Source organism: Streptomyces sp. NPDC004629 (assembly GCF_042873595.1).
Lineage (GTDB): Bacteria > Actinomycetota > Actinomycetes > Streptomycetales > Streptomycetaceae > Streptomyces.
Genome location: NZ_JBIALO010000001.1, coordinates 399381 through 418707 on the forward strand (window position 1 = coordinate 399381; position 19327 = coordinate 418707).

Consider the following 19327-nt stretch of genomic DNA (forward strand, 5'->3'; position numbering starts at 1 on the left):
CGGTTCTCGCATCCGAAACCTCCGGTTACGGCCGAGTCATCCGCAGGACATCCAGCGCTTCGTCGAGCTGTTCGACCGTCAGATCGCCGCGCTCCACGTACCCGCCGTCCAGGACGGCCTGACGGATCGTCTTCCGTTCGGCCAGGGCCCGCTTGGCCACCTTCGCGGCCTCCTCGTAGCCGATGTACCGGTTCAGCGGAGTGACCACGGAGGGTGACGACTCGGCGTACTCGCGGGCCCGGTCCCGGTCGGCCACGATGCCGTCGACCGTCCGGTCGGCGAGCAGCCGGGAGACGTTGGCGAGCAGCCGGACCGACTCCAGCACGTTCTTGGCGAGCACCGGCAGCATGACGTTCAGCTCGAAGTTCCCGGCGGCGCCTGCCGTGGCGATGGTCGTGTCGTTGCCGATGACCTGTGCGCAGACCATGAGAACGGCCTCCGGGACGACCGGGTTGACCTTGCCGGGCATGATCGAGGAACCCGGCTGGAGGTCGGGGAGCCGGATCTCGGCGAGCCCGGTCCGCGGTCCCGAGGCCATCCAGCGCAGATCGTTCGCGATCTTCGTCAGGCCGACGGCGATGGTCCGCAGCTGGCCGCTGGCCTCCACGATGCCGTCCCGGGCACCCTGCGCCTCGAAGTGGTCGCGGGCCTCGGTGAGCGGCAGCCCGGTGACCCGGGCGACCTCCTCGATGACGGCGGCGGAGAAACCCGGCGGGGTGTTGATGCCGGTGCCGACGGCGGTGCCGCCCAGCGGCAGCTCGGCGAGCCGGGGCAGGGTGGCGTGCAGCCGCTCGACGCCGTACCGCACCTGGGCCGCGTATCCGCCGAACTCCTGACCCAGGGTCACCGGGGTGGCGTCCATCAGGTGCGTCCGGCCCGACTTCACCACGTCGGCGAACTCCGCGGACTTGCGGGCCAGCGCGTCCGCAAGGTGCTCAAGGGCGGGGATCAGGTCGTGCGTGACGGCCGCGGTGGCCGCGATGTGGATGCTGGAGGGGAAGACGTCGTTGGACGACTGCGAGGCGTTGACGTGGTCGTTGGGATGCACGTCCCGGCCGAGCCGTTCGCTCGCCAGCGTGGCGATGACCTCGTTGGCGTTCATGTTGGACGACGTCCCGGACCCGGTCTGGAACACGTCGACGGGGAAGTGCCCGTCCCACCTGCCCTCAGCCACCTCACGGGCCGCGTCCTGGATCGCCCCGGCGACATCCTTGTCGAGCACGCCCAGCTCGGCGTTCACCTTCGCCGCCGCCGCCTTGATCCGGGCCAGCGCCTCGATGTGGGCGCGCTCGATGCGCTGCCCGGACACCGGGAAGTTCTCCACGGCGCGCTGCGTCTGGGCCCGCCACTTCGCCTCCACGGGAACGCGCACCTCCCCCATGGAGTCGTGCTCGATCCGGTACTCCTGCTCCTTGTCGGCCACTGCCGATCACCTCCGTCAGTCACAGCACCCCCGGCATCACACCTGTTCCCACCCCGACGAATGACCCACGACGGTTCCCCACGCACACCACGACCTGGGGCCGGGTCCGCTCCCTCCGCCTGCCCGCGGGCGGCTCCGCCGGGTGCGGGTGCGGGTGCGGGTGCCGGTTATCTGGGCGACGTTTCCACGGGCGGGTGGTGGGGGGCGGGGCGAGGGAGTCGGCGGTCGTGGGCGTTTCCATGGGCGTGGGGCGGGTGGCTTCCGCCGGGTGCGGGTGCCGATTGTCTGGGCGACGTTTCCACGGGCGGGTGATGGGGGGCGGAGCCCCGGTCGCGGGCGTTCATGCGCGGGTGACGGGGCCGGGGCGGGAGTCGGCGAGCGTGAGTGTTTCCACGCGTGCGTGAAGGGTGGTCTGCGCCGGTCCGGGTGCCAGCCGTCCAGGGGATGCAACCACGCGCGGGTGACGGACGGCGGGGCCGTCGATCGCGGTGTCTTCATACGGACGTGGCGAGAGGTCGCTCTGGTGACCCTGTGCCGGCGCCTCTCATCCCGTTCAGGGGGCGGAGCCCCTGGGAGGGGACGGGGTGGGGGCGGCATTCGTCCCTGCCGCCCCCGAAGGTGCTACGCCGGCCCGGGCCCCCGTACCGGAATCGACGTGAACGTCGGCTGGGGCGCAGGATCCTGGAAGAAGTCGTTCAACTTGTTCATCTCGCGGCACCAGCCGTAGCATCCGCGCATGATCTCTAACCCGAGGGTGCTGGGGAACGTCCGCCTCTCCGTCATGAAGGACGACACGACCAGCCCGGAGAAGCAGCGGGCGGCTGTCGAGCACTGGGCGCACGGCCCCTCTATAGAAGGACGCATCGTCGGGTGGGCCGAGGACGTGGACGTGTCCGGCGCCATGCACCCCTTCAAGAGACCGGGCCTCGGTCCCTGGTTCAACGAGCGGGCCGATGAGTGGGACGTCTTGGCCGTCTGGAAGCTCGACCGCCTCAGCAGGAAGGCGGGCCACTTTGCCGAGGTCTTCGAGTGGTGCCGGAAGCACGGCAAGGTGATCGTGTCCGTGACCGAGGGCATCGACATGTCCACTCCCATGGGCAAGATGTTCGCTCAGATCATCGCTGCCTTCGCGGAAGGGGAGTTGGACACCATCCGTGCCCGTGCCCTGTCTGGCTCGATGGCCCGGAAGGCGAAGGGGGTGTGGATCGGTGGTGTGCTCCCGTTCGGCTACCGATTTGAGCGCCAAGAAGACGGGGGCAAGAAGCTCATTCAGGATGCGGAGTACGCCGCCCTTCTCCGGGACATCGTTGAGAAGCTGAAGGGCGATTGGTCCGCTTACAAGATTGCCGTCGACCTGAATAAGCGCAACGTTCCAACGTGGCGTGACTATCTGCGAATTGAGCGCGGTGATGAGTCGAAGGGTGTCGCCTGGACGGCTAACGCCATTAGGGCGATCGTGGCCAACCCCACGGTGGGCGGTATCTATACCTACAAGGGCGAGACTGTCGCAGATGAAGACGGGGAACCGGTACGGATCACGGATGAGCCGCTGATGGAATACGGGGAGTGGGCTTCCCTGGTTGCTGATCTCACGGCCAATCGCCCGGTGGCCCGTGCCACGCCTTCACGCTCCATGCTGGGCGGTGTGGCCGTCTGCGACCTGTGCAGCGCGAAGATGTCTTCTTCCAAGAAGACCAAGGAGAACGGAAGGGTCTTCTACTACTACGCCTGCAACAACATCAACACGGGAACCTGCCCGAGTCCCGCACGAATCCGAAGAGAAGACCTCGACATGGCCGTTGGTCAGTTCGTGAGGGTCACTCTGGGTCCCTTGCCGGTAATGGAGCGGGTCAATAACTCGATCAGTCAAGCGAAGTCCGAGCTAGCCGAAGCGGAAGCCACTCTTGACCGTTTGGAGAGTGACTACCTGGCCGGTCGCATCAAGTCGGATGTTCAGGTCGAGCGTTACTGGAAGCAGCATGAATTCCAATCCGCTAAGGTGGAGAGACTGCGTGAAAAGATCAAAGAGGCGGAGGGCGCTCCGGCTTGGAAGGATACCGGGCGTACATACGCCGAAGAATGGGAAAGCAAGGACGATGAGCAAAAGCGGGTGTTCATCCAGCGTCATGGAATAACTGTGACGGTCGGCTTCACCGATGACGGGAACCGTCGGGCGCGCATCAGGATTCCCGAGGTTTCGGAGATTGCGCAGGAGACGGGTCTTCACGTCCCCGATGGGTATCTCTGGACGGAGCCGGAATCTGAATGGATTCTTCCAGCTCGACGGCCCTACGCCGGGAACTGACAAAGTTGGAAACTAGCCCCCGTTGCGTGGACGCTTCGGGGGCACCTTCATGCCTGCCCTTTGAATCCGTCGCCACTACCATGCTATGGACGGTCGAGACTTGATTCCGCCACCCCTGACCGCCTAGAACGTGGGGTAGGTGGACCCTGTTCAGTAGCATTCACTAGGAGAGCCCCCGCTTGAACGCGGGGCTCTCCTAAATACTCAGAGACTTTTAACAGCCTCGGCCATCAGAGCCGAGGCTTCTTAGTTCGCTACTCGCTCGCTGCGCTCACTCGGCCAAGGCTTGAGCGAACGGCTTCCGAAGAGAAGCCGGAGCTGAGAGAACAACGCTCCTTCGCCACCAGGCTCGGAGCCCAGCCGGCCGAGGCAGAGGAGCCCAAGGCCGTAGACCAAACCACCTAATGCCGCTCCCCAATCCGAAGGCGGCTTTCTAATATCCAAGGAACCCCCATGCCGTACAGCGTGTGCCCCAAACACAACCGGCTGCATCCGCTCGGGCAGCGGTGCCCGCTCTGCCCGACCAGTGGCAGGCGTAGGTATCCGAGTAAGAACACCCGCGTAGCGGGCAGGTATGACTACCAGTGGCGTAAGGCCAGGGCTGCAGCGATAGCGGCCCCAACCCTGGTGCTTCTTCTGTGGGAGCACTACCGACCTAACCGGCGACCACATCCGGCGGTTGGCCGAGGGGGGAACCAACACGCTCGACAACGTCCGTGTTCTCTGTCGGCCCTGCAATGTCCGACGCGAGAACGATTGGCGTAAGGGCATCAGGTACTGAGTGTGTCGCGCCAAGGCGGGAGCCGTACGCCCTGTGCGCCCCTCTCGGAGCCTCGTAGTCAGATGCTCAGGATCTTGTCGGCCCGACTCGCGTGGCCCGTCTCAGGGCCGCTCACCGCCTTCTCTGCTACCTCGGTCGGTTGCCGACCATGGGCCCGCAAGGGGAAGGGGAGGGGTGAAAGATTTCCGGATGCTTCCATGGCACCCGCAGCCTTAGCCGGACGTGCGCGTGCGCATATTGGCCCGGTCTTGTGGGAATTCTCGGGAATTCAAAAGGAAACGGACACATCGCCACGCATGGAGACGGATACTCCCGCACCGCTCCACAGGGACGCCCCCCGAGGGCGTTCCGAAAATGGTGGTTAGTGGATCAGTGGCCGAGCGGGCCGCCCTCGGGACCTAGGTCGTTCCGAAAGTCGTTCCAGAACCTTGCCTCCAAGCCTTGAGTTTCGGAATGAGTTTTGGAATGATCGGGGCATGACGACGAACACCACCACCGGTCACCTCATCGGCTACAAGCGAGTCAGCACCAAGGCGCAGGATGCGCAGCTTCAGGCTGACGCTCTGGCCGAGGCCGGTTGTAGCCGAGTCTTCGAAGACAAGGCTTCGGGCAAGAACATCGACCGCGCGGGGCTCATGTCCGCACTCGACTACATGCGTGAGGGTGACACGCTCGTCGTCTGGAAGCTGGACCGCCTTGGACGGTCCACGAAGGACGTGCTGACCATCGCCGAGGACCTTCACGCCCGAGGCATCGCCCTGCGGATTCTCACGGGCGCTCTCGCCGGTAGCTATTCGCCGAAGGGCGAAGGGAAGTTCTTCTTCACGATGATGGTCGCGTTCGCCGAGCTTGAGCGAGACATGATCGTGGAGCGCACCCGCGCCGGTTTGGAAGCCGCCAAGGCTCAGGGCCGTACCGGGGGCAGGCCCAAGGCCATGACCGAAGACATGATCGCGGCGGCCAAGGCTCGCCGGGCGGCTGGAGAGTCTTACGGGACGATCGCCAAGGCTCTCGGAGTCGGGCAGGCCACCGTCTATCGCCACCTCTCCGAGTAGGGCGCAGCAGCGCCGAACAGGAACTCCCGCGCCTCCTCGGGCCGGGGGTTTCGTCGTTCCCGCGCGCTCTCTGTACGACACGGGGAAGCCCCGCCCATCTGCCACGGGGGAACGACAGACGGACGGGGCCGACAGCGGGGCCTCGGGAGTCAGCCCCGGTGATCTCGCAACACCCGCAGCGCGGGCATGAATCGGGGCAGGAAGCCCGGACACGGGGTCTGCCTCGGGAGAACCCACGCGTGCCAGCACGACAGGCACCACCGCACCCGCTCATGCTCGGGATCGGGTGCCGAGTCACCGCCACAGCGGGGGCACTCCTGCAAGGCTTCTCCTAGGCCGAGAGGTCGAACTCCCCCAGCTTGGCACCGGTCAGGAAATCGATCCACTCTTCGGTGGTGAACTCGACCGCGCGGCCCGTCACGCTGCTGCGGATCGCCACCCTGCCGGGGACGTTGGTGGCCACCTCGACGCAGCGCGGGTCATTGTTGTTGTAGGTGCACGCGCTCGACGTGCGGAACTCGAATTCGGGCACTGCCATGCTGCCGTTCCCTTCTCCGAACAGCGGGGAAGCGGTCCCCGCACCGTCGTACAACCCGCCCCGGCCGCTCGACCTGTCCAGGGTTTCCACTAACCGGGACGGGAGTTCATAGGTTGTGTGTCGCAGCAAGCGTGATGATCAACCCGCATGAGAGCCAGGTAACGAACACGGAGGCTGGCCAAGCTATGCGGCCGAGGAACCGCCTCACCATCTCCAGCCGTCGAGCCTTCCGCCCGCGCACTGCGGGCACCGACCTTCTCGCGGCCGTTGCACGTCGAGCACCCCTCGAAGCCCGCACAGCCAGGGCACCACACCGTCCGGTGACCCAAGCACGTCCCGCAAATGGTCGCCATCTCGTTCAGCCACTCGATCAGGCTGGGCGGCCTGGGCGGCCTGTCGCCGTACCCCGTGCGGCCTGCCCGCCGCTTCTTCTTCGGGCGCTCCGGGGCTGTCGTCACGGACGGCCCAAGCGGCTCTGCCGGTTGGCTTCCGCTACTCGCTCGCGCAGCGTCGGGCGGGGACTGCCGACGCCGGAATGCGGGGCCAGGTCTGCGCCTTCTGCGCTGGTCCCTAGCGGGTCATCGGCGTCTTTGAAGACGAGTAGCCCCCCGTCGTCTCCGTGCTCTGCGATGTTCTGAGCCAGTCGTGCTCTCGCTTCGCTCGCCATGGTCGCCCGCTCCTCGTAGCTGCGCTCCGTGGCCAACACGCTAGGAACGGGCCACGGTTGGGCTCTACGAAGTTCTACGGAATTGCACGCGAGTTACCCGAGGGTCCCTATGGCATCGGTGATCAGGGCGCGTGCTGCGCCCCCGTAGACGGCAATCTCGGACAGCCGATCGAATGCCTTGGCGTACTGCCCGATCTCCGAGGGTGCGGTGACGTTGACAGCCGCAGTCAGTAGCTCCACCTGCGCTTGCTCGCTGTCGTAGATGCTGAACGTCTCCAGCGGCCACATGTGCCGCGAAGCCTCGAACGGCACGACACCGAGGGATACGGCCGGAAGCGACATGATCGACAACAAGTGCCCGAGCTGCCCGGCCATCACGGCAGCGTCGCCCATGCGATACCGCAACACGGCTTCCTCAACGAGGATCGCGAAGCGGTGGTCACCTTGGCGCAGCACGCGCGCCCGATCGATGCGGGCCGCGACGGCTTCCGCCACATCGTTCGGGGACTGCCGGAAGTCGGTGATCTCAGAGAGCAACGCCGTGGCGTAGGCGGGTGTCTGGAGCAGCCCAGGCACGACATTGGAGCAGTAGATCCGGAAGTTCCGCGTGCGCTCGAAGAGCGGCACGTATGACTCTTGGAGGCGGCGTAGGCCCGTGCGCTGTAGCCGTCGCCATTCGACGTACATCGACTCAGCGGAGCGTGAAGCGGCGATCAGGTCGGGCGCTAGGTCATCGGCTCCGCAGATGCCGCACCACGCCCGGATATCGGCGTCAGAGGGCGGCGTGACCGCGTTCTCCAACCGACTTGCCTTGGAGGGGTGCCAGCCGGCCTGTAGGGCCACCTCCCGCGCCGTCAGCCCAGCGTCTAGGCGAATCTCCCGGAGACGTGCTGCAAGTGCCTCACGGGCATCCTGGACGCTGGACGACGGGGAACGGACCATTGGTGCTGTCTGGCCTCAGATCTTGTAGCGGTCGTGCGGAATCGCTCGGTCCCACACGGCTTCGAACGCCGAGGCGCACAGCTTGACCACCTCGGGACGGTCGTCCACCTCATCGCCGAGGTAGACACCCTCACCCGAGAAGTAGCCGAACCTCACCAACCGATCATCGAAGCACCAGTAGTCATTGCCCGGCAGGGCAAGGTCTGATGCGTTCCGGCGGGGAAGCCATCGGATCTGCTCACCAGCGGCGACGTTGGTAAACGTCCCGTCGTACAGGTACCGCGTGTACTCGCTCACGGGCTCCGAGACGATCCGGGCACGGCGGATGACCACGCCACGGGAGACGGCTTCCGACACCATGTCGAGCCACGGACGCCACCAAGAGGCGCGGTCGTTCGGGTCGGGCCGATGCCCGGCCTTCCACGCGGCCACGCGCGGGGCTTCGTCGGGATCGTCGTAGAAGTCGCGCATCTCAAGATGTACGGCGGACCGCTGGCAGTTCGCCAGCAGCTCAGTGAACGGCGGTGCCGTCTGCGGCATCGCATGCCTCCCGGAGAGCGGCGGCCATGCGCATGGGCAGCCGAATGACGGTCTCGCTGTCGGGGATAGGACCGGTCTTCAGGCACTCGGCACGCGTGGCCTCGTCCACCGTCCAACCCTGCAACACGATCTCTTGCTTCTCCTCGTCCACCCACGCGGTGGGGCAGTTGGCCCCATCCGTGTTCGGGTCCTTGGCGATGAACCGTAGCGACACAGCAGCCTCCCGGGCTAAGCGCATTGCACGGACTTCTACGCAACGAACCTTGCGAGGGCAGAGTGATCGCGTCAAGGGCGCAGTTTCGGCCAGGAGAAGCGGCAAGAGCCCCCGGCGGATGCCAGGGGCTCTCTGTGGGTGCTACTGCCGGGGTCAGCCCAGGCCCGGACCCCGCACGGGGATACTGGTAAAGGTCGGCTGAGAGAGTTGCTGCGGGCTGAAGAAGTCGTTGCCCTTGTCGTCGACGACGATGAAGGCCGGGAAGTCCTCGACCTCGATCTTCCAGACGGCCTCCATGCCCAGTTCCTCGTACTCGACGACCTCGACCTTCTTGATGCAGTCCTGGGCGAGCCGGGCCGCCGGACCGCCGATGGAGCCGAGGTAGAACCCGCCGTGCGTGCCGCACGCGGCCGTGACCTGTTTGCTGCGGTTGCCCTTGGCGAGCATCACCTTGGAGCCGCCCGCGGCCTGGAACTGCTCGACGTAGGAGTCCATGCGGCCGGCCGTGGTGGGACCGAAGGAGCCGGACGCGTAGCCCTGCGGGGTCTTGGCCGGGCCCGCGTAGTACACCGGGTGGTCCTTCAGGTACTGCGGCATCTCCTCGCCCGCGTCCAGCCGCTCCTTGATCTTCGCGTGCGCGATGTCACGGGCCACCACCAGCGGGCCGGTGAGGGACAGCCGGGTCTTGACCGGGTACTTGGTCAGCTCGGCGAGGATCGCGTCCATCGGCTGGTTGAGGTCGACCCTGACGACGTCGGAGGACTCGTCCAGGTGCTCGTCCGTCGTCTCCGGCAGGAAGCGCGCCGGGTCCGTCTCCAACTGCTCCAGGAAGACACCCTCGGCGGTGATCTTGGCGAGCGCCTGGCGGTCGGCCGAGCAGGACACGGCGATGGCGACCGGGCAGGACGCGCCGTGCCGGGGCAGCCGGACCACGCGGACGTCGTGGCAGAAGTACTTGCCGCCGAACTGCGCGCCGATGCCGATCCGCTGGGTCAGTTCGAAGACCTTCTGCTCCAGGTCCTTGTCCCGGAAGCCGTGGCCGAGCGGCGAGCCCTCGGCGGGCAGGTTGTCCAGGTAGTGCGCGGAGGCGTACTTCGCGGTCTTCAGCGCGTACTCCGCGCTGGTGCCGCCGACGACGATCGCCAGGTGGTACGGCGGGCAGGCGGCCGTGCCGAGCGAACGGATCTTCTCCTCCAGGAACTTCATCATGGAGGCCTCGTTCAGGACGGCCTTCGTCTCCTGGTACAGGAACGACTTGTTGGCGCTGCCGCCGCCCTTCGCCATGAAGAGGAACTTGTAGGCGCCGCCGTCGGTGGCGTACAGCTCGATCTGCGCGGGGAGGTTGGAACCGGTGTTCTTCTCCTCCCACATGGTCAGCGGTGCCATCTGCGAGTACCGCAGGTTGAGCTTGGTGTAGGCGTCGTGGATGCCGTGCGAGAGGGCCTTCTCGTCCTCGCCCTCGGTGAGGACGTGCTGCCCGCGCTTGCCCATCACGATCGCCGTGCCGGTGTCCTGGCACATCGGGAGCACGCCCGCCGCCGCGATGTTCGCGTTCTTCAGCAGGTCCAGGGCGACGAACTTGTCGTTGGCCGACGCCTCGGGGTCGTCGATGATGCGGCGCAGCTGCGCGAGGTGGGCCGGGCGCAGATAGTGCTGGATGTCGTGGATGGCCTCCTCGGCCAGCTTGCGCAGCGCCTCCGGCGCGACCTTGAGGAACGTCCGCCCGTCGGCCTCGAAGGTGGAGACACCCTCGGAGGTCACCAGCCGGTACGGGGTGGTGTCCTCGCCCTGGGGGAGCAGATCGGTGTACGCGAACGCAGGGCGGGTTGGGGGGGAACTCTGTGGCATCTTCGCCCATTCCTCACTCGACAGGCAGCGTGTCCGGGCGACTCGCCTCCTCGGCGTGCTGGCTGTGGGGCGGTCGCCTGCGGCCCGCCGGCGTCGGCGGGCCTCCCCAGCGTAGAACCTGGCGGTGACGGCCAGACTGTGAGGTCGGGCTCAGCCCGCCACGCCCCGGTTCACTGGGTCATGCCTCGGGTCCGGTCCGTCACGCCCCCGTTCGTGAGGTCATGCCTCGGGTCCGGTCCGTCACGCCCCCGTCTGCGAGGTCCCGCCCCGGCTCGGTTCGCCACGCGCGGGCCGTCCACACCCCTAGTCGCGATCTATCGCGTTTCGGTACGCTGCCGTCGTGGACCTTCAGAAGCACGCCCAGCGGCAGGACGCGGCACCGCGCGTCACCGAACTGCGCGCCTCGGACGCGGACCGGGACCGGATCGCCGACATCCTGCGTGACGCCCTCGCCGAGGGGCGCCTGACCGCCGACGAACACGCGGAGCGCGTGGAGGGGGTGCTGAACGCCAAGACGGTCGGCGAGCTGGAGGTCTTCATCCGCGACCTGCCCGCCGCCCACGGCCGCCCGGCCGCCTCGGCGTACGCGCCGCCCCGCCCCGCCCCCGGCGCGATACCGACGGAGGCGGACGCCAACATCGTCGCGGTGTTCAGCAGCGCCGTACGCAAGGGCCGCTGGCGCGCCGGGCGCCGGATGCACGCGTACTCGGTCTTCGGCAGCGTCGAGATCGACCTCAGTGAGGCGATCTTCGAGTACCAGCAGGTCGTCATCAAGGCGGTGTCGGTCTTCGGCGACGTCCAGATCCGTGTGCCGGAGAACGTGTCGCTGCGTGGCACCGGCGGTGGCGTGCTCGGCAACTTCGAGGTGCACACGCTGGATTCGGCCGAGCCCGAGGCGCCCGTGGTCTATGTGGACGGGTGGGCCGTGCTGGGCAGCGTCGAGGCCCGGCCGAAGCGGGGGAAACTCGTCGCGGACATCCTCGACCGCGTGCACCACAGGGTCGAGGGGACTTTGCGCAAGCATCTCGGGCATTGACGGCTGCGCATCGGGCCGGATCCGGAACGGCGCGGTCCCGGGCGCGCCGGCGCGGGGGGTCGTGAACCGGCCGCCGCGCTCCCGCGGATCGGGACGCAGTGCATAGGCGCGCGCACAGCGGGTAGGGCTTGCTGCATCGTCTCTCGCTCGCGAAGCCGTCGTCAGGAGTAGACCGTGCTGCAACCGCCGCATTCGTCCCTGCAGGTAGCTGCCGTTCCGGCCCAGCGGGTGCCAGCGCGAGAGCGGGACCAGGATGCCCCCTGGCACACCGAGGCGGTGTGCCGGCGGGACGAGGCCGGCCTGTTCTTCGCCCCTTCGAAGGAGCCGACCGCCGCCCGGCTGTCCCGCGAGGAAGCGGCCAAGCGGGTCTGCGCGCGCTGTCCGGTCATGGTCGAGTGCCGAGAGCATGCGCTGCTCCAGCCCGAGCCGTACGGCGTGTGGGGCGGCCTCACCGCCGCCGAACGCCGCGTGGTGCTGGCCCGGCGCCGACGCCGCGACATGGAACTGAAGAAGGCGGCACGAGCGGCAGGCCGCATAGCAGCAGCAGGCTGACCCCCGAGCTTCCGTTCGATCGACAGGGCCCGGCCTTCGGGCGGACGCGGCCCGGGTCGGCGATGTGGCACATGGCGCCCCCTCCGCACAGGGGGCGCCAGTCGATGCCGGTTCCTTGGCCTTGGTGCGCTACTTCGCCCGGTCGAAGTCGATCGCGCTGTAGGCGCGCAGCTTGCTCAGACGGTGCTCGGAGTCGATCCGGCGGACCGTCCCGGACCGCGAACGCATCACGATCGAGTCGGTCGTGGCGGTCTCGGAGCGATACCGCACCCCTCGCAGCAGTTCGCCGTCCGTGATGCCGGTGGCGACGAAGAAGACGTTCTCGCCGGTGACCAGGTCCTCCGTGGTCAGCACGCGATCCAGGTCATGCCCCGCGTCCAGCGCCCGCTGCCGCTCCTCGTCGTCCTTCGGCCACAGCTTGCCCTGGATGGTCCCGCCCAGGCACTTCACGGCGCACGCCGAGATGATGCCCTCGGGGGTGCCGCCCACGCCGAGCAGCAGATCGATGCCGGTGCCCTCGCGCAGGGCGAGGATCGAGCCGGCCACATCGCCGTCGGAGATCAGCTTGATGCGCGCGCCGGTCTCCCGGACCTCCTTGATGATGCCGTCGTGCCGCGGCCGGTCGAGGATGACCACCGTGACGTCCTCGGGCGTGGACCGCTTCGCCTTCGCGACCCGGCGGATGTTCACCGACACGGGCGCGTCGATGTCGACGAAGTCCGCCGCCTCCGGCCCCGTGACCAGCTTGTCCATGTAGAAGACGGCGGACGGGTCGAACATGGAGCCGCGCTCGGCCGCCGCGAGGACTGCGATCGCGTTCGGCATGCCCTTGGCGGTCAGTGTCGTGCCGTCGATCGGGTCGACGGCGATGTCGCACTCGGGCCCGGTCCCGTCACCCACGCGCTCCCCGTTGAAGAGCATCGGGGCCTCGTCCTTCTCGCCCTCGCCGATGACGACCACGCCGTTCATCGAGACGGTCGAGACGAGGGAGCGCATGGCGCGGACCGCGGCACCGTCGGCGCCGTTCTTGTCACCGCGCCCGACCCAGCGGCCGGCGGCCATCGCCGCGGCCTCGGTCACCCGGACGAGTTCCAGGGCCAGGTTCCGGTCGGGAGCCTCGGAGGGGACGTCGAGTTCGGACGGCAAATGATGATGCTCGGTCATCGGAGCGCACCTTTCTGATACGACGACGGCCGGATGAGGGTGTTCGTCCCGACTCTACCGTCCGGGGTACAGAATGAGCAGGGGCCCCCACGGATGAGCACGCCGGGCACCTGCGACGATAGGGGCGTGGCAGGTTCGAACGGCAAGCAGAAAACGGTCCGGGACATGATTCTCTCCCTGGGCCTGATCGGGATGGCGGCGGCCGTCATCTACGTCTTCATCCCGCACGACGACCACGCTCCCGACCTCAAGCGGGTCGACTACCGCGTGGAACTGCTCACGGCGCAGCGCGCCGCGTCCTACCCGGTCGCCGCGCCTGATGGCCTGCCGGACGATTGGAAGGCGACCTCGGTCCGCTTCCAGGGGACGAACTCCGAGCGCTGGCACCTGGGCTTCCAGGACCCCGACGGACAGTACGTGCAGATCGAGCAGTCCACCCAGAAGCGCGCCGAGTTCATCGACCAGGCCAGCCAGGGCGCGCGGGCCACCGACGTCACCGAGAAGATCGGCGACCGCACCTGGAAGCGCTACACCGGCGGCCGCTACGACGCCCTCGTGCTGGAGGACACGCCCGGCTCCACCACGGTGGTCGCGGGCACGGCGTCGTTCGAGCAGCTGGCGAAGATGGCGCAGTCGCTGAAGCTGTCGTGACCCGCGGACCCCGCACGCGCGCGGGGGAGCCGCCGCCCGGCTCGCCGAGCGGCACCGCCCGCACCGTCTGCGCGTAGCTGTACGCGGCTGACGCCATCGATGGCGACGCCCCTCGGCATCCGCTACTCGCCGGCTTTCCCCGGGCCCTCCGCGTCAGCTGCTTCCTCCGCTTCGTGCGCTTCCTCCTCGGCCAGGGCGGCGTCCAGCCGCGCCCGCGCGCCCTCCAGCCAGCGCCGGCACACCTTGGCCAGCTCCTCGCCGCGCTCCCAGAGAGCGAGGGACTCCTCCAGGCTCGTCCCGCCCGCCTCCAGCCGCCGTACGACCTCGATCAGCTCGTCCCGCGCCTGCTCGTAGGAGAGCGCCTCTTCCACCTTGCCGGTCATCCGTTCACCCTAAGCGTCGACTCGTACCGTGAACTCGCCCTCGGCGACCCGCGCCCGCAGCGCCTCGGCCGCCGTCACCTCCGCCGGATCCCGCACCACATGCCCGTCGGCCCGCTGCAGCACCGCGTACCCGCGCTTCAGCGTCGCCGCGGGGGAGAGGGCCACCACGCGCGCGTGCGTGTGCGCCAGCTCGGAGTCCGCGCGGTCCAGGAGATGGCCCAGGGTGCGCCGGCTGCGGTCGACCAGCGAGGCGACATGGTCCGCGCGCTCGTCGATCATCCGGTGCGGGTCCTCCATCGAGGGCCGGGCCAGCGCATGCGCCAGCCCTCGCTCCTCGCGCTCCACCAGCGCCTCCACGCACCGTCGCGCCCGGCCCCGCAGCATCCGCACCCGCTCCAGCTCCTCGCCCACGTCCGGTACGACCTTCTTCGCCGCGTCCGTCGGGGTGGAGGCGCGCAGGTCGGCCACGAAGTCCAGGAGCGGATGGTCCGGCTCGTGGCCGATCGCGGACACCACGGGCGTACGACACGCGGCGACGGCGCGGACGAGTTGTTCGTCGGAGAACGGCAGCAGGTCCTCCACGCTGCCGCCGCCCCGGGCGACGATGATCACGTCCACGGCGTCGGTCTCGTCCAGCTCCTTGACCGCCTGCACGACCTGGGGCACCGCGTGCACGCCCTGCACGGGCACGTTGCGCACCTCGAAGCGGACGGCGGGCCAGCGGTGGCGCGCGTTCTCCAGCACGTCCCGCTCCGCGGCGGACGCGCGACCGCACACGAGGCCGATCAGCTGCGGCAGGAAGGGCAGCGGGCGCTTGCGCTCGGGCGCGAACAGCCCCTCCGCGGCCAGGGCCTTCTTCAGCTGCTCCAGCCGGGCCAGCAGCTCGCCGACCCCCACGGGCCGTATCTCGGCGGCGCGCAGCGACAGCTGCCCGCGCGGCGCGTACCACTCCGGTTTGGCGTGCACGACGACGCGGGCGCCCTCGCCGACGACGTCGGCGACCGCGTCGAACACCTGCCGGTAGCAGGTCACGCTCACCGAGATGTCGTACGACGGGTCGCGCAGCGTCAGGAAGACGACGCCCGCGCCCGGCCGCCGCGACAACTGCGTGATCTGCCCCTCGACCCACACCGCCCCGAGCCGGTCGATCCATCTCCCGATGAGCCGCGACACCTCGCCGACGGGCAGCGGGGTCTCCGCGGACGTGTTCACAGCCATGCCGCGAGACTAACGGGCCCCTCCGACAATCCGGCGCCCTCGCTGCGCGGCCGGCACCGCGAGGCCCGCCGCCGCCCACACCGCGCCCACCACCGGGGCCGCCCCCTCCTGCCCCTTCCGGTCCCTCCGGGGCCGTCGCCCAGTCTTCCCGTGCACGGTACGCGCACGCGCTCTTTGGTCCCCCGGAGGCGGCCTTACGATGGGTGCCATGACTGCCCTGCCTGGCCGCCGTGTCCTGCTCGCCGCCCCCCGGGGCTACTGCGCGGGCGTGGACCGCGCCGTGATCGCCGTCGAGAAGGCCCTGGAGCAGTACGGGGCCCCGATCTATGTCCGGCACGAGATCGTTCACAACAAGTACGTGGTCCAGACCCTGGAGAAGAAGGGCGCCGTCTTCGTCGAACGCACCGAGGAGGTGCCGCCGGGCAGCATCGTGATGTTCTCGGCGCACGGCGTGGCACCCGTCGTCCACGAGGAGGCCGAGCGCGGCCGGCTCGCCACCATCGACGCCACCTGCCCGCTGGTCACCAAGGTCCACAAGGAAGCCGTCCGGTTCGCCAAGGAGGACTACGACATCCTCCTGATCGGTCATGAGGGCCACGAGGAGGTCATCGGCACCTCCGGGGAGGCCCCGGACCACATCCAGCTGGTCGACGGCCCCGAGGACGTCGCCAAGGTCGAGGTCCGCGACCCGTCCAAGGTGGTCTGGCTGTCCCAGACCACGCTCTCCGTGGACGAGACCATGGAGACCGTGGACGCGCTGAAGGAGAAGTTTCCGCAGCTGATCTCCCCGCCCAGCGACGACATCTGCTACGCCACGCAGAACCGTCAGCTCGCCGTGAAGCAGATGGGCGAGGAGGCCGACCTGGTCATCGTGGTCGGCTCCCGCAACTCCTCCAACTCCAAGCGGCTCGTGGAGGTCGCCAAGCTGGCCGGCGCGCGCGCGGCGTACCTGGTGGACTTCGCCGCCGAGATCGACGAGTCCTGGCTGGAGGGCGTGACCACGGTCGGCGTGACCTCCGGCGCCTCCGTTCCGGAGGTCCTGGTCGAGCAGGTCCTGGACTGGCTCGCCGAGCGCGGTTACGCGGACGTCGAGATCGTCAAGGCGGCCGAGGAGTCCATCATCTTCTCGCTTCCCAAGGAGCTGCGCCGCGATCTGCGCGAGGAGGCGGCCGCCCTGGTCGCCGCGCGCGGCGGTTCGGGTACGGCGGACGTGTGAGCAGGCGATAGCCCGGCGCGTGACTGTCGGTCGCGCGTCGTACGGTGGGGCCATGCAGATCTTCGGTGTGGACATCGGCGGGTCCGGGATCAAGGGCGCACCCGTCGATCTGGAGCGGGGCGACCTCGCGGAGGAGCGCTTCAAGGTGCTCACTCCGCACCCGGCGACGCCCGACGGGGTGGCCGACGGCGTGAAGGAGGTCGTCGAACACTTCGGCTGGACGGGCCCGGTCGGTCTCACGTTCCCGGGCGTGGTCAGCGGCGGGGGCACCATCCGCACCGCCGCCAACGTGGACACGAGTTGGATCGACATGGACGCGCGCGCGTTGTTCAGCGAGCGCCTGGGCGGCCATGACGTCACGGTCGTCAACGACGCGGACGCGGCCGGTGTCGCCGAGATGAGCTTCGGCGCGGGCCGCGGCCGTGGCGGCACGGTCATCCTGCTCACCTTCGGTACGGGCATCGGCAGCGCCCTGTTCGTCGACGGCACCCTGGTCCCGAACACCGAGCTGGGCCATCTGGAGCTGGGCGGTCACGAGGCGGAGAAGCGGGCCTCCAGCAAGGCCAAGGAGGACCACCAGCTGTCCTGGGAACACTGGGCGCGCCGCGTGCAGAAGTACCTCGCGCACGTGGAGATGCTGTTCTCCCCGGAGCTGTTCATCATCGGCGGCGGCGTCAGCCGCAAGGCGGACAAGTTCCTGCACCTCATCGAGGGCGTCGAGGCGGAGATCGTGCCCGCGCAATTGGAGAACAACGCGGGGATCGTGGGCGCGGCGATGCACGCGTCCAAGGACGGCTAGCGGTCCTTGGCCCGGCGGCCCGTGCCGCGGGCCCGGTGGATGCCGGTCAGGCCCGTCCCGCGGGTCGGGCGGGCCCGAGCCGCCGCCGGCGCCTGACCCGCCGGATCCGCCGTACGATCACGGTCACGCCCGCGATGAGCGTCCCCCCGTACAGCCACCCGGCCTGAGTGGCGAGCGCGGTGACCAGCCCCATCAGCCGGCCCGCCATCCCGCCGCCGTCGTCTGCGACGGCCAGCAGCCCCACCGCGAACCCGATCGGCACCAGGACGGGGGCCGTCAGCAGGTCGTTCCCGCGCACCCACAGCGCGGTCAGCGCGCACACGGGCAGGAACAGCACCCCGTACACGGTGAGGGACGCCCCGAACAGCAGCTGGTCGATCAGGCCGAGCAGGAACATCAGGGCCGCGCAGAACAGGCCCCCGCCGAGCCCGGTGAGCCGGGGGCCTGTTCTGTGCGGCGGCTGTCCCGGACCCGGACGCACCGGTCGCCTGGCCGGCGCCTGCCCGCCCGCCGGACCGCGCCTGGCCTGCGGCGGCAGGGGTGCCGGTGGCGTGCCGCGTCGCGGGCCGTGCTGCGGGGGTCGCGTCCTGGGTTGCTCCACTGGACCAACTTAGGTCGGCTTATGTGCCGAATGGCCCTACAGACACGCCGTTGAGCGGAGCGTATCCAGGTGTTCGACGCTTCAGCCGGGGCGGTGTCCGGCACGCCGTAAACTGGGGGATCGGCCGGTCTGCTGGCCCCCTGGCCCTCCTCCTCACGTACGGGAAGTCGCAACGTGTCGCTCACGATCGGAATCGTCGGCCTGCCGAATGTCGGCAAGTCGACCCTGTTCAACGCCCTGACCAAGAACGACGTGCTGGCGGCCAACTACCCGTTCGCCACGATCGAGCCGAACGTCGGTGTGGTCGGCGTCCCGGACGCGCGCCTGACGAAGCTGGCCGAGATCTTCAACTCGCAGCGCATCCTCCCGGCGACTGTGGACTTCGTCGACATCGCGGGCATCGTCCGCGGCGCCTCCGAGGGCGAGGGCCTGGGCAACAAGTTCCTCGCGAACATCCGGGAGTCCGACGCGATCTGCCAGGTCATCCGCGCCTTCAAGGACGAGAACGTCGTCCACGTCGACGGCAAGGTCTCGCCCAAGGACGACATCGAGACGATCAACACCGAGCTGATCCTCGCCGACCTGCAGACCATCGAGAAGGTCCTGCCGCGCCTGCAGAAGGAGTCGCGGATCAAGAAGGACGTCGGGCCCAAGGTCAAGGCGGTCGAGGAGGCCAAGGAGATCCTGGAGAAGGGCGACACGCTCTTCTCCCATGGCATCGTCCAGGGCGGCGAGCGGGCCGAGCTGCTGCACGACCTGCACCTGCTCACCACCAAGCCGTTCCTCTACGTCTTCAACGTCGACGAGGACGAGCTGACCGACGACGGCTTCAAGGACGAGCAGCGCGCCCTGGTCGCCCCCGCCGAGGCGATCTTCCTCAACGCCAAGCTGGAGGCGGACCTCGCCGAGCTGGACGAGGCGGACGCGCTGGAACTCCTGGAGTCCGTCGGGGCCGAGGAGCCCGGCCTGGCCACCCTCGCCCGCGTCGGCTTCGACACCCTCGGCCTGCAGACGTACCTGACGGCCGGCCCCAAGGAGGCCCGCGCCTGGACCATCAAGAAGGGCGCCACGGCCCCCGAGGCGGCCGGTGTGATCCACACCGACTTCCAGAAGGGCTTCATCAAGGCCGAGGTCATCTCCTTCGCTGACCTGGTGGAAACCGGCTCGGTCCCGGAGGCCCGCGCGAAGGGCAAGGCCCGCATGGAGGGCAAGGACTATGTGATGCAGGACGGGGATGTGGTGGAGTTCCGGTTCAATGTGTAGCGGCTGACTCACCACCACGTCGCTGATCTGGCAAACATACAGGTCAGAGGGTCCGACTCTTCGGGGTCGGGCCCTTGGTTTTCCCGTGCTGGGATGGTGCTGGGATGGGATGCGGGCGCCCGTGCTGGGAT

Annotated in this window: 18 protein-coding genes and 1 pseudogene; 9 read left to right on the plus strand and 10 right to left on the minus strand. The window is 68.6% G+C overall.

Annotated features, from left to right (window positions below; genetic code table 11):
- Nucleotides 1–25: 25 nt before the first annotated feature.
- Complete coding sequence (locus tag ACFYTE_RS01845; protein ID WP_388703467.1) at nucleotides 26–1423, minus strand: class II fumarate hydratase; 1398 nt, start codon at nucleotides 1421–1423, stop codon at nucleotides 26–28.
- A gap of 736 nt (nucleotides 1424–2159) precedes the next feature.
- Here ACFYTE_RS01845 and ACFYTE_RS01850 point away from each other — a divergent pair.
- The 3 genes and pseudogenes from ACFYTE_RS01850 (at nucleotide 2160) to ACFYTE_RS01860 (ending at nucleotide 5564) form a co-directional block, all read left to right on the plus strand.
- The gene (locus tag ACFYTE_RS01850; protein ID WP_388703470.1) at nucleotides 2160–3728 is read left to right on the plus strand and encodes a recombinase family protein; all 1569 of its coding nucleotides are present in this window, start codon (nucleotides 2160–2162) and stop codon (nucleotides 3726–3728) included.
- 640 nt (nucleotides 3729–4368) lie between these two features.
- Nucleotides 4369–4509: pseudogene (locus ACFYTE_RS01855) on the plus strand (HNH endonuclease); the annotation flags it as partial.
- A 476-nt stretch (nucleotides 4510–4985) separates the two neighbouring features.
- Nucleotides 4986–5564, plus strand: coding sequence for a recombinase family protein (locus tag ACFYTE_RS01860; protein ID WP_388703472.1), 579 nt, complete (start codon nucleotides 4986–4988; stop codon nucleotides 5562–5564).
- 331 nt (nucleotides 5565–5895) lie between these two features.
- On the opposite strand, the gene ACFYTE_RS01865 is transcribed toward ACFYTE_RS01860, so the two are convergent.
- The 5 genes from ACFYTE_RS01865 to ACFYTE_RS01885 all read right to left on the minus strand — a co-directional run bounded on the left by ACFYTE_RS01865 (nucleotide 5896) and on the right by ACFYTE_RS01885 (nucleotide 10313).
- Nucleotides 5896–6102: a DUF397 domain-containing protein gene (locus ACFYTE_RS01865; protein WP_388703474.1), complete on the minus strand. Its 207-nt coding sequence runs from the start codon at nucleotides 6100–6102 to the stop codon at nucleotides 5896–5898.
- Between the two features lie 760 nt (nucleotides 6103–6862).
- Nucleotides 6863–7711 carry a helix-turn-helix domain-containing protein gene (locus ACFYTE_RS01870; protein ID WP_388703477.1) on the minus strand — a complete coding sequence of 283 codons (849 nt, stop codon included), beginning with the start codon at nucleotides 7709–7711 and terminating at the stop codon, nucleotides 6863–6865.
- Nucleotides 7712–7726: 15 nt separating this feature from the next.
- Nucleotides 7727–8251 (minus strand): DUF6879 family protein, encoded by a 525-nt coding sequence (locus tag ACFYTE_RS01875; protein ID WP_360942124.1) that lies wholly within the window; start codon nucleotides 8249–8251, stop codon nucleotides 7727–7729.
- Nucleotides 8223–8465, minus strand: coding sequence for a hypothetical protein (locus ACFYTE_RS01880; protein ID WP_360942127.1), 243 nt, complete (start codon nucleotides 8463–8465; stop codon nucleotides 8223–8225). The genes ACFYTE_RS01875 and ACFYTE_RS01880 overlap by 29 nt, the downstream gene beginning before the upstream one ends.
- Nucleotides 8466–8618: 153 nt before the next feature.
- Nucleotides 8619–10313, minus strand: a complete 1695-nt coding sequence (locus tag ACFYTE_RS01885; protein WP_388703479.1) for a fumarate hydratase — start codon at nucleotides 10311–10313, stop codon at nucleotides 8619–8621.
- Between the two features lie 340 nt (nucleotides 10314–10653).
- Between ACFYTE_RS01885 and ACFYTE_RS01890 the strand changes: the two genes are divergently transcribed.
- Both ACFYTE_RS01890 and ACFYTE_RS01895 read left to right on the plus strand, forming a co-directional pair.
- Nucleotides 10654–11349 carry a DUF1707 domain-containing protein gene (locus ACFYTE_RS01890; protein WP_388703482.1) on the plus strand — a complete coding sequence of 232 codons (696 nt, stop codon included), beginning with the start codon at nucleotides 10654–10656 and terminating at the stop codon, nucleotides 11347–11349.
- Between the two features lie 174 nt (nucleotides 11350–11523).
- Nucleotides 11524–11901 (plus strand): WhiB family transcriptional regulator, encoded by a 378-nt coding sequence (locus tag ACFYTE_RS01895; RefSeq protein WP_388703485.1) that lies wholly within the window; start codon nucleotides 11524–11526, stop codon nucleotides 11899–11901.
- Between the two features lie 129 nt (nucleotides 11902–12030).
- On the opposite strand, the gene glpX is transcribed toward ACFYTE_RS01895, so the two are convergent.
- Nucleotides 12031–13065: a class II fructose-bisphosphatase gene (gene glpX / locus ACFYTE_RS01900; protein ID WP_388703488.1), complete on the minus strand. Its 1035-nt coding sequence runs from the start codon at nucleotides 13063–13065 to the stop codon at nucleotides 12031–12033.
- A gap of 126 nt (nucleotides 13066–13191) precedes the next feature.
- On the opposite strand from glpX, the gene ACFYTE_RS01905 reads away from it, so the two are divergent.
- Nucleotides 13192–13716, plus strand: a complete 525-nt coding sequence (locus ACFYTE_RS01905; RefSeq protein ID WP_388703491.1) for a DUF4245 domain-containing protein — start codon at nucleotides 13192–13194, stop codon at nucleotides 13714–13716.
- A gap of 122 nt (nucleotides 13717–13838) precedes the next feature.
- On the opposite strand, the gene ACFYTE_RS01910 is transcribed toward ACFYTE_RS01905, so the two are convergent.
- Together ACFYTE_RS01910 and xseA are read right to left on the minus strand one after the other, a co-directional pair.
- Nucleotides 13839–14099 (minus strand): exodeoxyribonuclease VII small subunit, encoded by a 261-nt coding sequence (locus ACFYTE_RS01910; RefSeq protein WP_388703493.1) that lies wholly within the window; start codon nucleotides 14097–14099, stop codon nucleotides 13839–13841.
- Between the two features lie 9 nt (nucleotides 14100–14108).
- A complete protein-coding gene (xseA, locus tag ACFYTE_RS01915; RefSeq protein WP_388703496.1) occupies nucleotides 14109–15317 on the minus strand; it encodes an exodeoxyribonuclease VII large subunit in 1209 nt (402 codons plus the stop codon).
- Between the two features lie 199 nt (nucleotides 15318–15516).
- On the opposite strand from xseA, the gene ACFYTE_RS01920 reads away from it, so the two are divergent.
- Both ACFYTE_RS01920 and ppgK read left to right on the plus strand, forming a co-directional pair.
- Nucleotides 15517–16533 (plus strand): 4-hydroxy-3-methylbut-2-enyl diphosphate reductase, encoded by a 1017-nt coding sequence (locus tag ACFYTE_RS01920; RefSeq protein WP_388703497.1) that lies wholly within the window; start codon nucleotides 15517–15519, stop codon nucleotides 16531–16533.
- Between the two features lie 52 nt (nucleotides 16534–16585).
- The gene (ppgK, locus tag ACFYTE_RS01925) at nucleotides 16586–17332 is read left to right on the plus strand and encodes a polyphosphate--glucose phosphotransferase (RefSeq protein ID WP_388703502.1); all 747 of its coding nucleotides are present in this window, start codon (nucleotides 16586–16588) and stop codon (nucleotides 17330–17332) included.
- Nucleotides 17333–17378: 46 nt separating this feature from the next.
- On the opposite strand, the gene ACFYTE_RS01930 is transcribed toward ppgK, so the two are convergent.
- Nucleotides 17379–17933 (minus strand): DUF6542 domain-containing protein, encoded by a 555-nt coding sequence (locus tag ACFYTE_RS01930; protein ID WP_388703504.1) that lies wholly within the window; start codon nucleotides 17931–17933, stop codon nucleotides 17379–17381.
- Between the two features lie 174 nt (nucleotides 17934–18107).
- Between ACFYTE_RS01930 and ychF the strand changes: the two genes are divergently transcribed.
- Nucleotides 18108–19196: a redox-regulated ATPase YchF gene (gene ychF, locus ACFYTE_RS01935; RefSeq protein WP_388703505.1), complete on the plus strand. Its 1089-nt coding sequence runs from the start codon at nucleotides 18108–18110 to the stop codon at nucleotides 19194–19196.
- Nucleotides 19197–19327: the final 131 nt, after the last annotated feature.

What these genes read in the sequence shown, in the direction of transcription:
- ACFYTE_RS01850 (WP_388703470.1), top strand. Translation starts at nt 2,160, where the DNA reads ATGATCTCTAACCCGAGGGTGCTGGGGAACGTCCGCCTCTCCGTCATG.
- ACFYTE_RS01860 (WP_388703472.1), top strand. Translation starts at nt 4,986, where the DNA reads ATGACGACGAACACCACCACCGGTCACCTCATCGGCTACAAGCGAGTC.
- ACFYTE_RS01865 (WP_388703474.1), bottom strand. Translation starts at nt 6,102, where the DNA reads ATGGCAGTGCCCGAATTCGAGTTCCGCACGTCGAGCGCGTGCACCTAC.
- ACFYTE_RS01870 (WP_388703477.1), bottom strand. Translation starts at nt 7,711, where the DNA reads ATGGTCCGTTCCCCGTCGTCCAGCGTCCAGGATGCCCGTGAGGCACTT.
- ACFYTE_RS01875 (WP_360942124.1), bottom strand. Translation starts at nt 8,251, where the DNA reads ATGCCGCAGACGGCACCGCCGTTCACTGAGCTGCTGGCGAACTGCCAG.
- ACFYTE_RS01885 (WP_388703479.1), bottom strand. Translation starts at nt 10,313, where the DNA reads ATGCCACAGAGTTCCCCCCCAACCCGCCCTGCGTTCGCGTACACCGAT.
- glpX (WP_388703488.1), bottom strand. Translation starts at nt 13,065, where the DNA reads ATGACCGAGCATCATCATTTGCCGTCCGAACTCGACGTCCCCTCCGAG.
- ACFYTE_RS01910 (WP_388703493.1), bottom strand. Translation starts at nt 14,099, where the DNA reads ATGACCGGCAAGGTGGAAGAGGCGCTCTCCTACGAGCAGGCGCGGGAC.
- xseA (WP_388703496.1), bottom strand. Translation starts at nt 15,317, where the DNA reads ATGGCTGTGAACACGTCCGCGGAGACCCCGCTGCCCGTCGGCGAGGTG.
- ACFYTE_RS01920 (WP_388703497.1), top strand. Translation starts at nt 15,517, where the DNA reads ATGGGTGCCATGACTGCCCTGCCTGGCCGCCGTGTCCTGCTCGCCGCC.
- ppgK (WP_388703502.1), top strand. Translation starts at nt 16,586, where the DNA reads ATGCAGATCTTCGGTGTGGACATCGGCGGGTCCGGGATCAAGGGCGCA.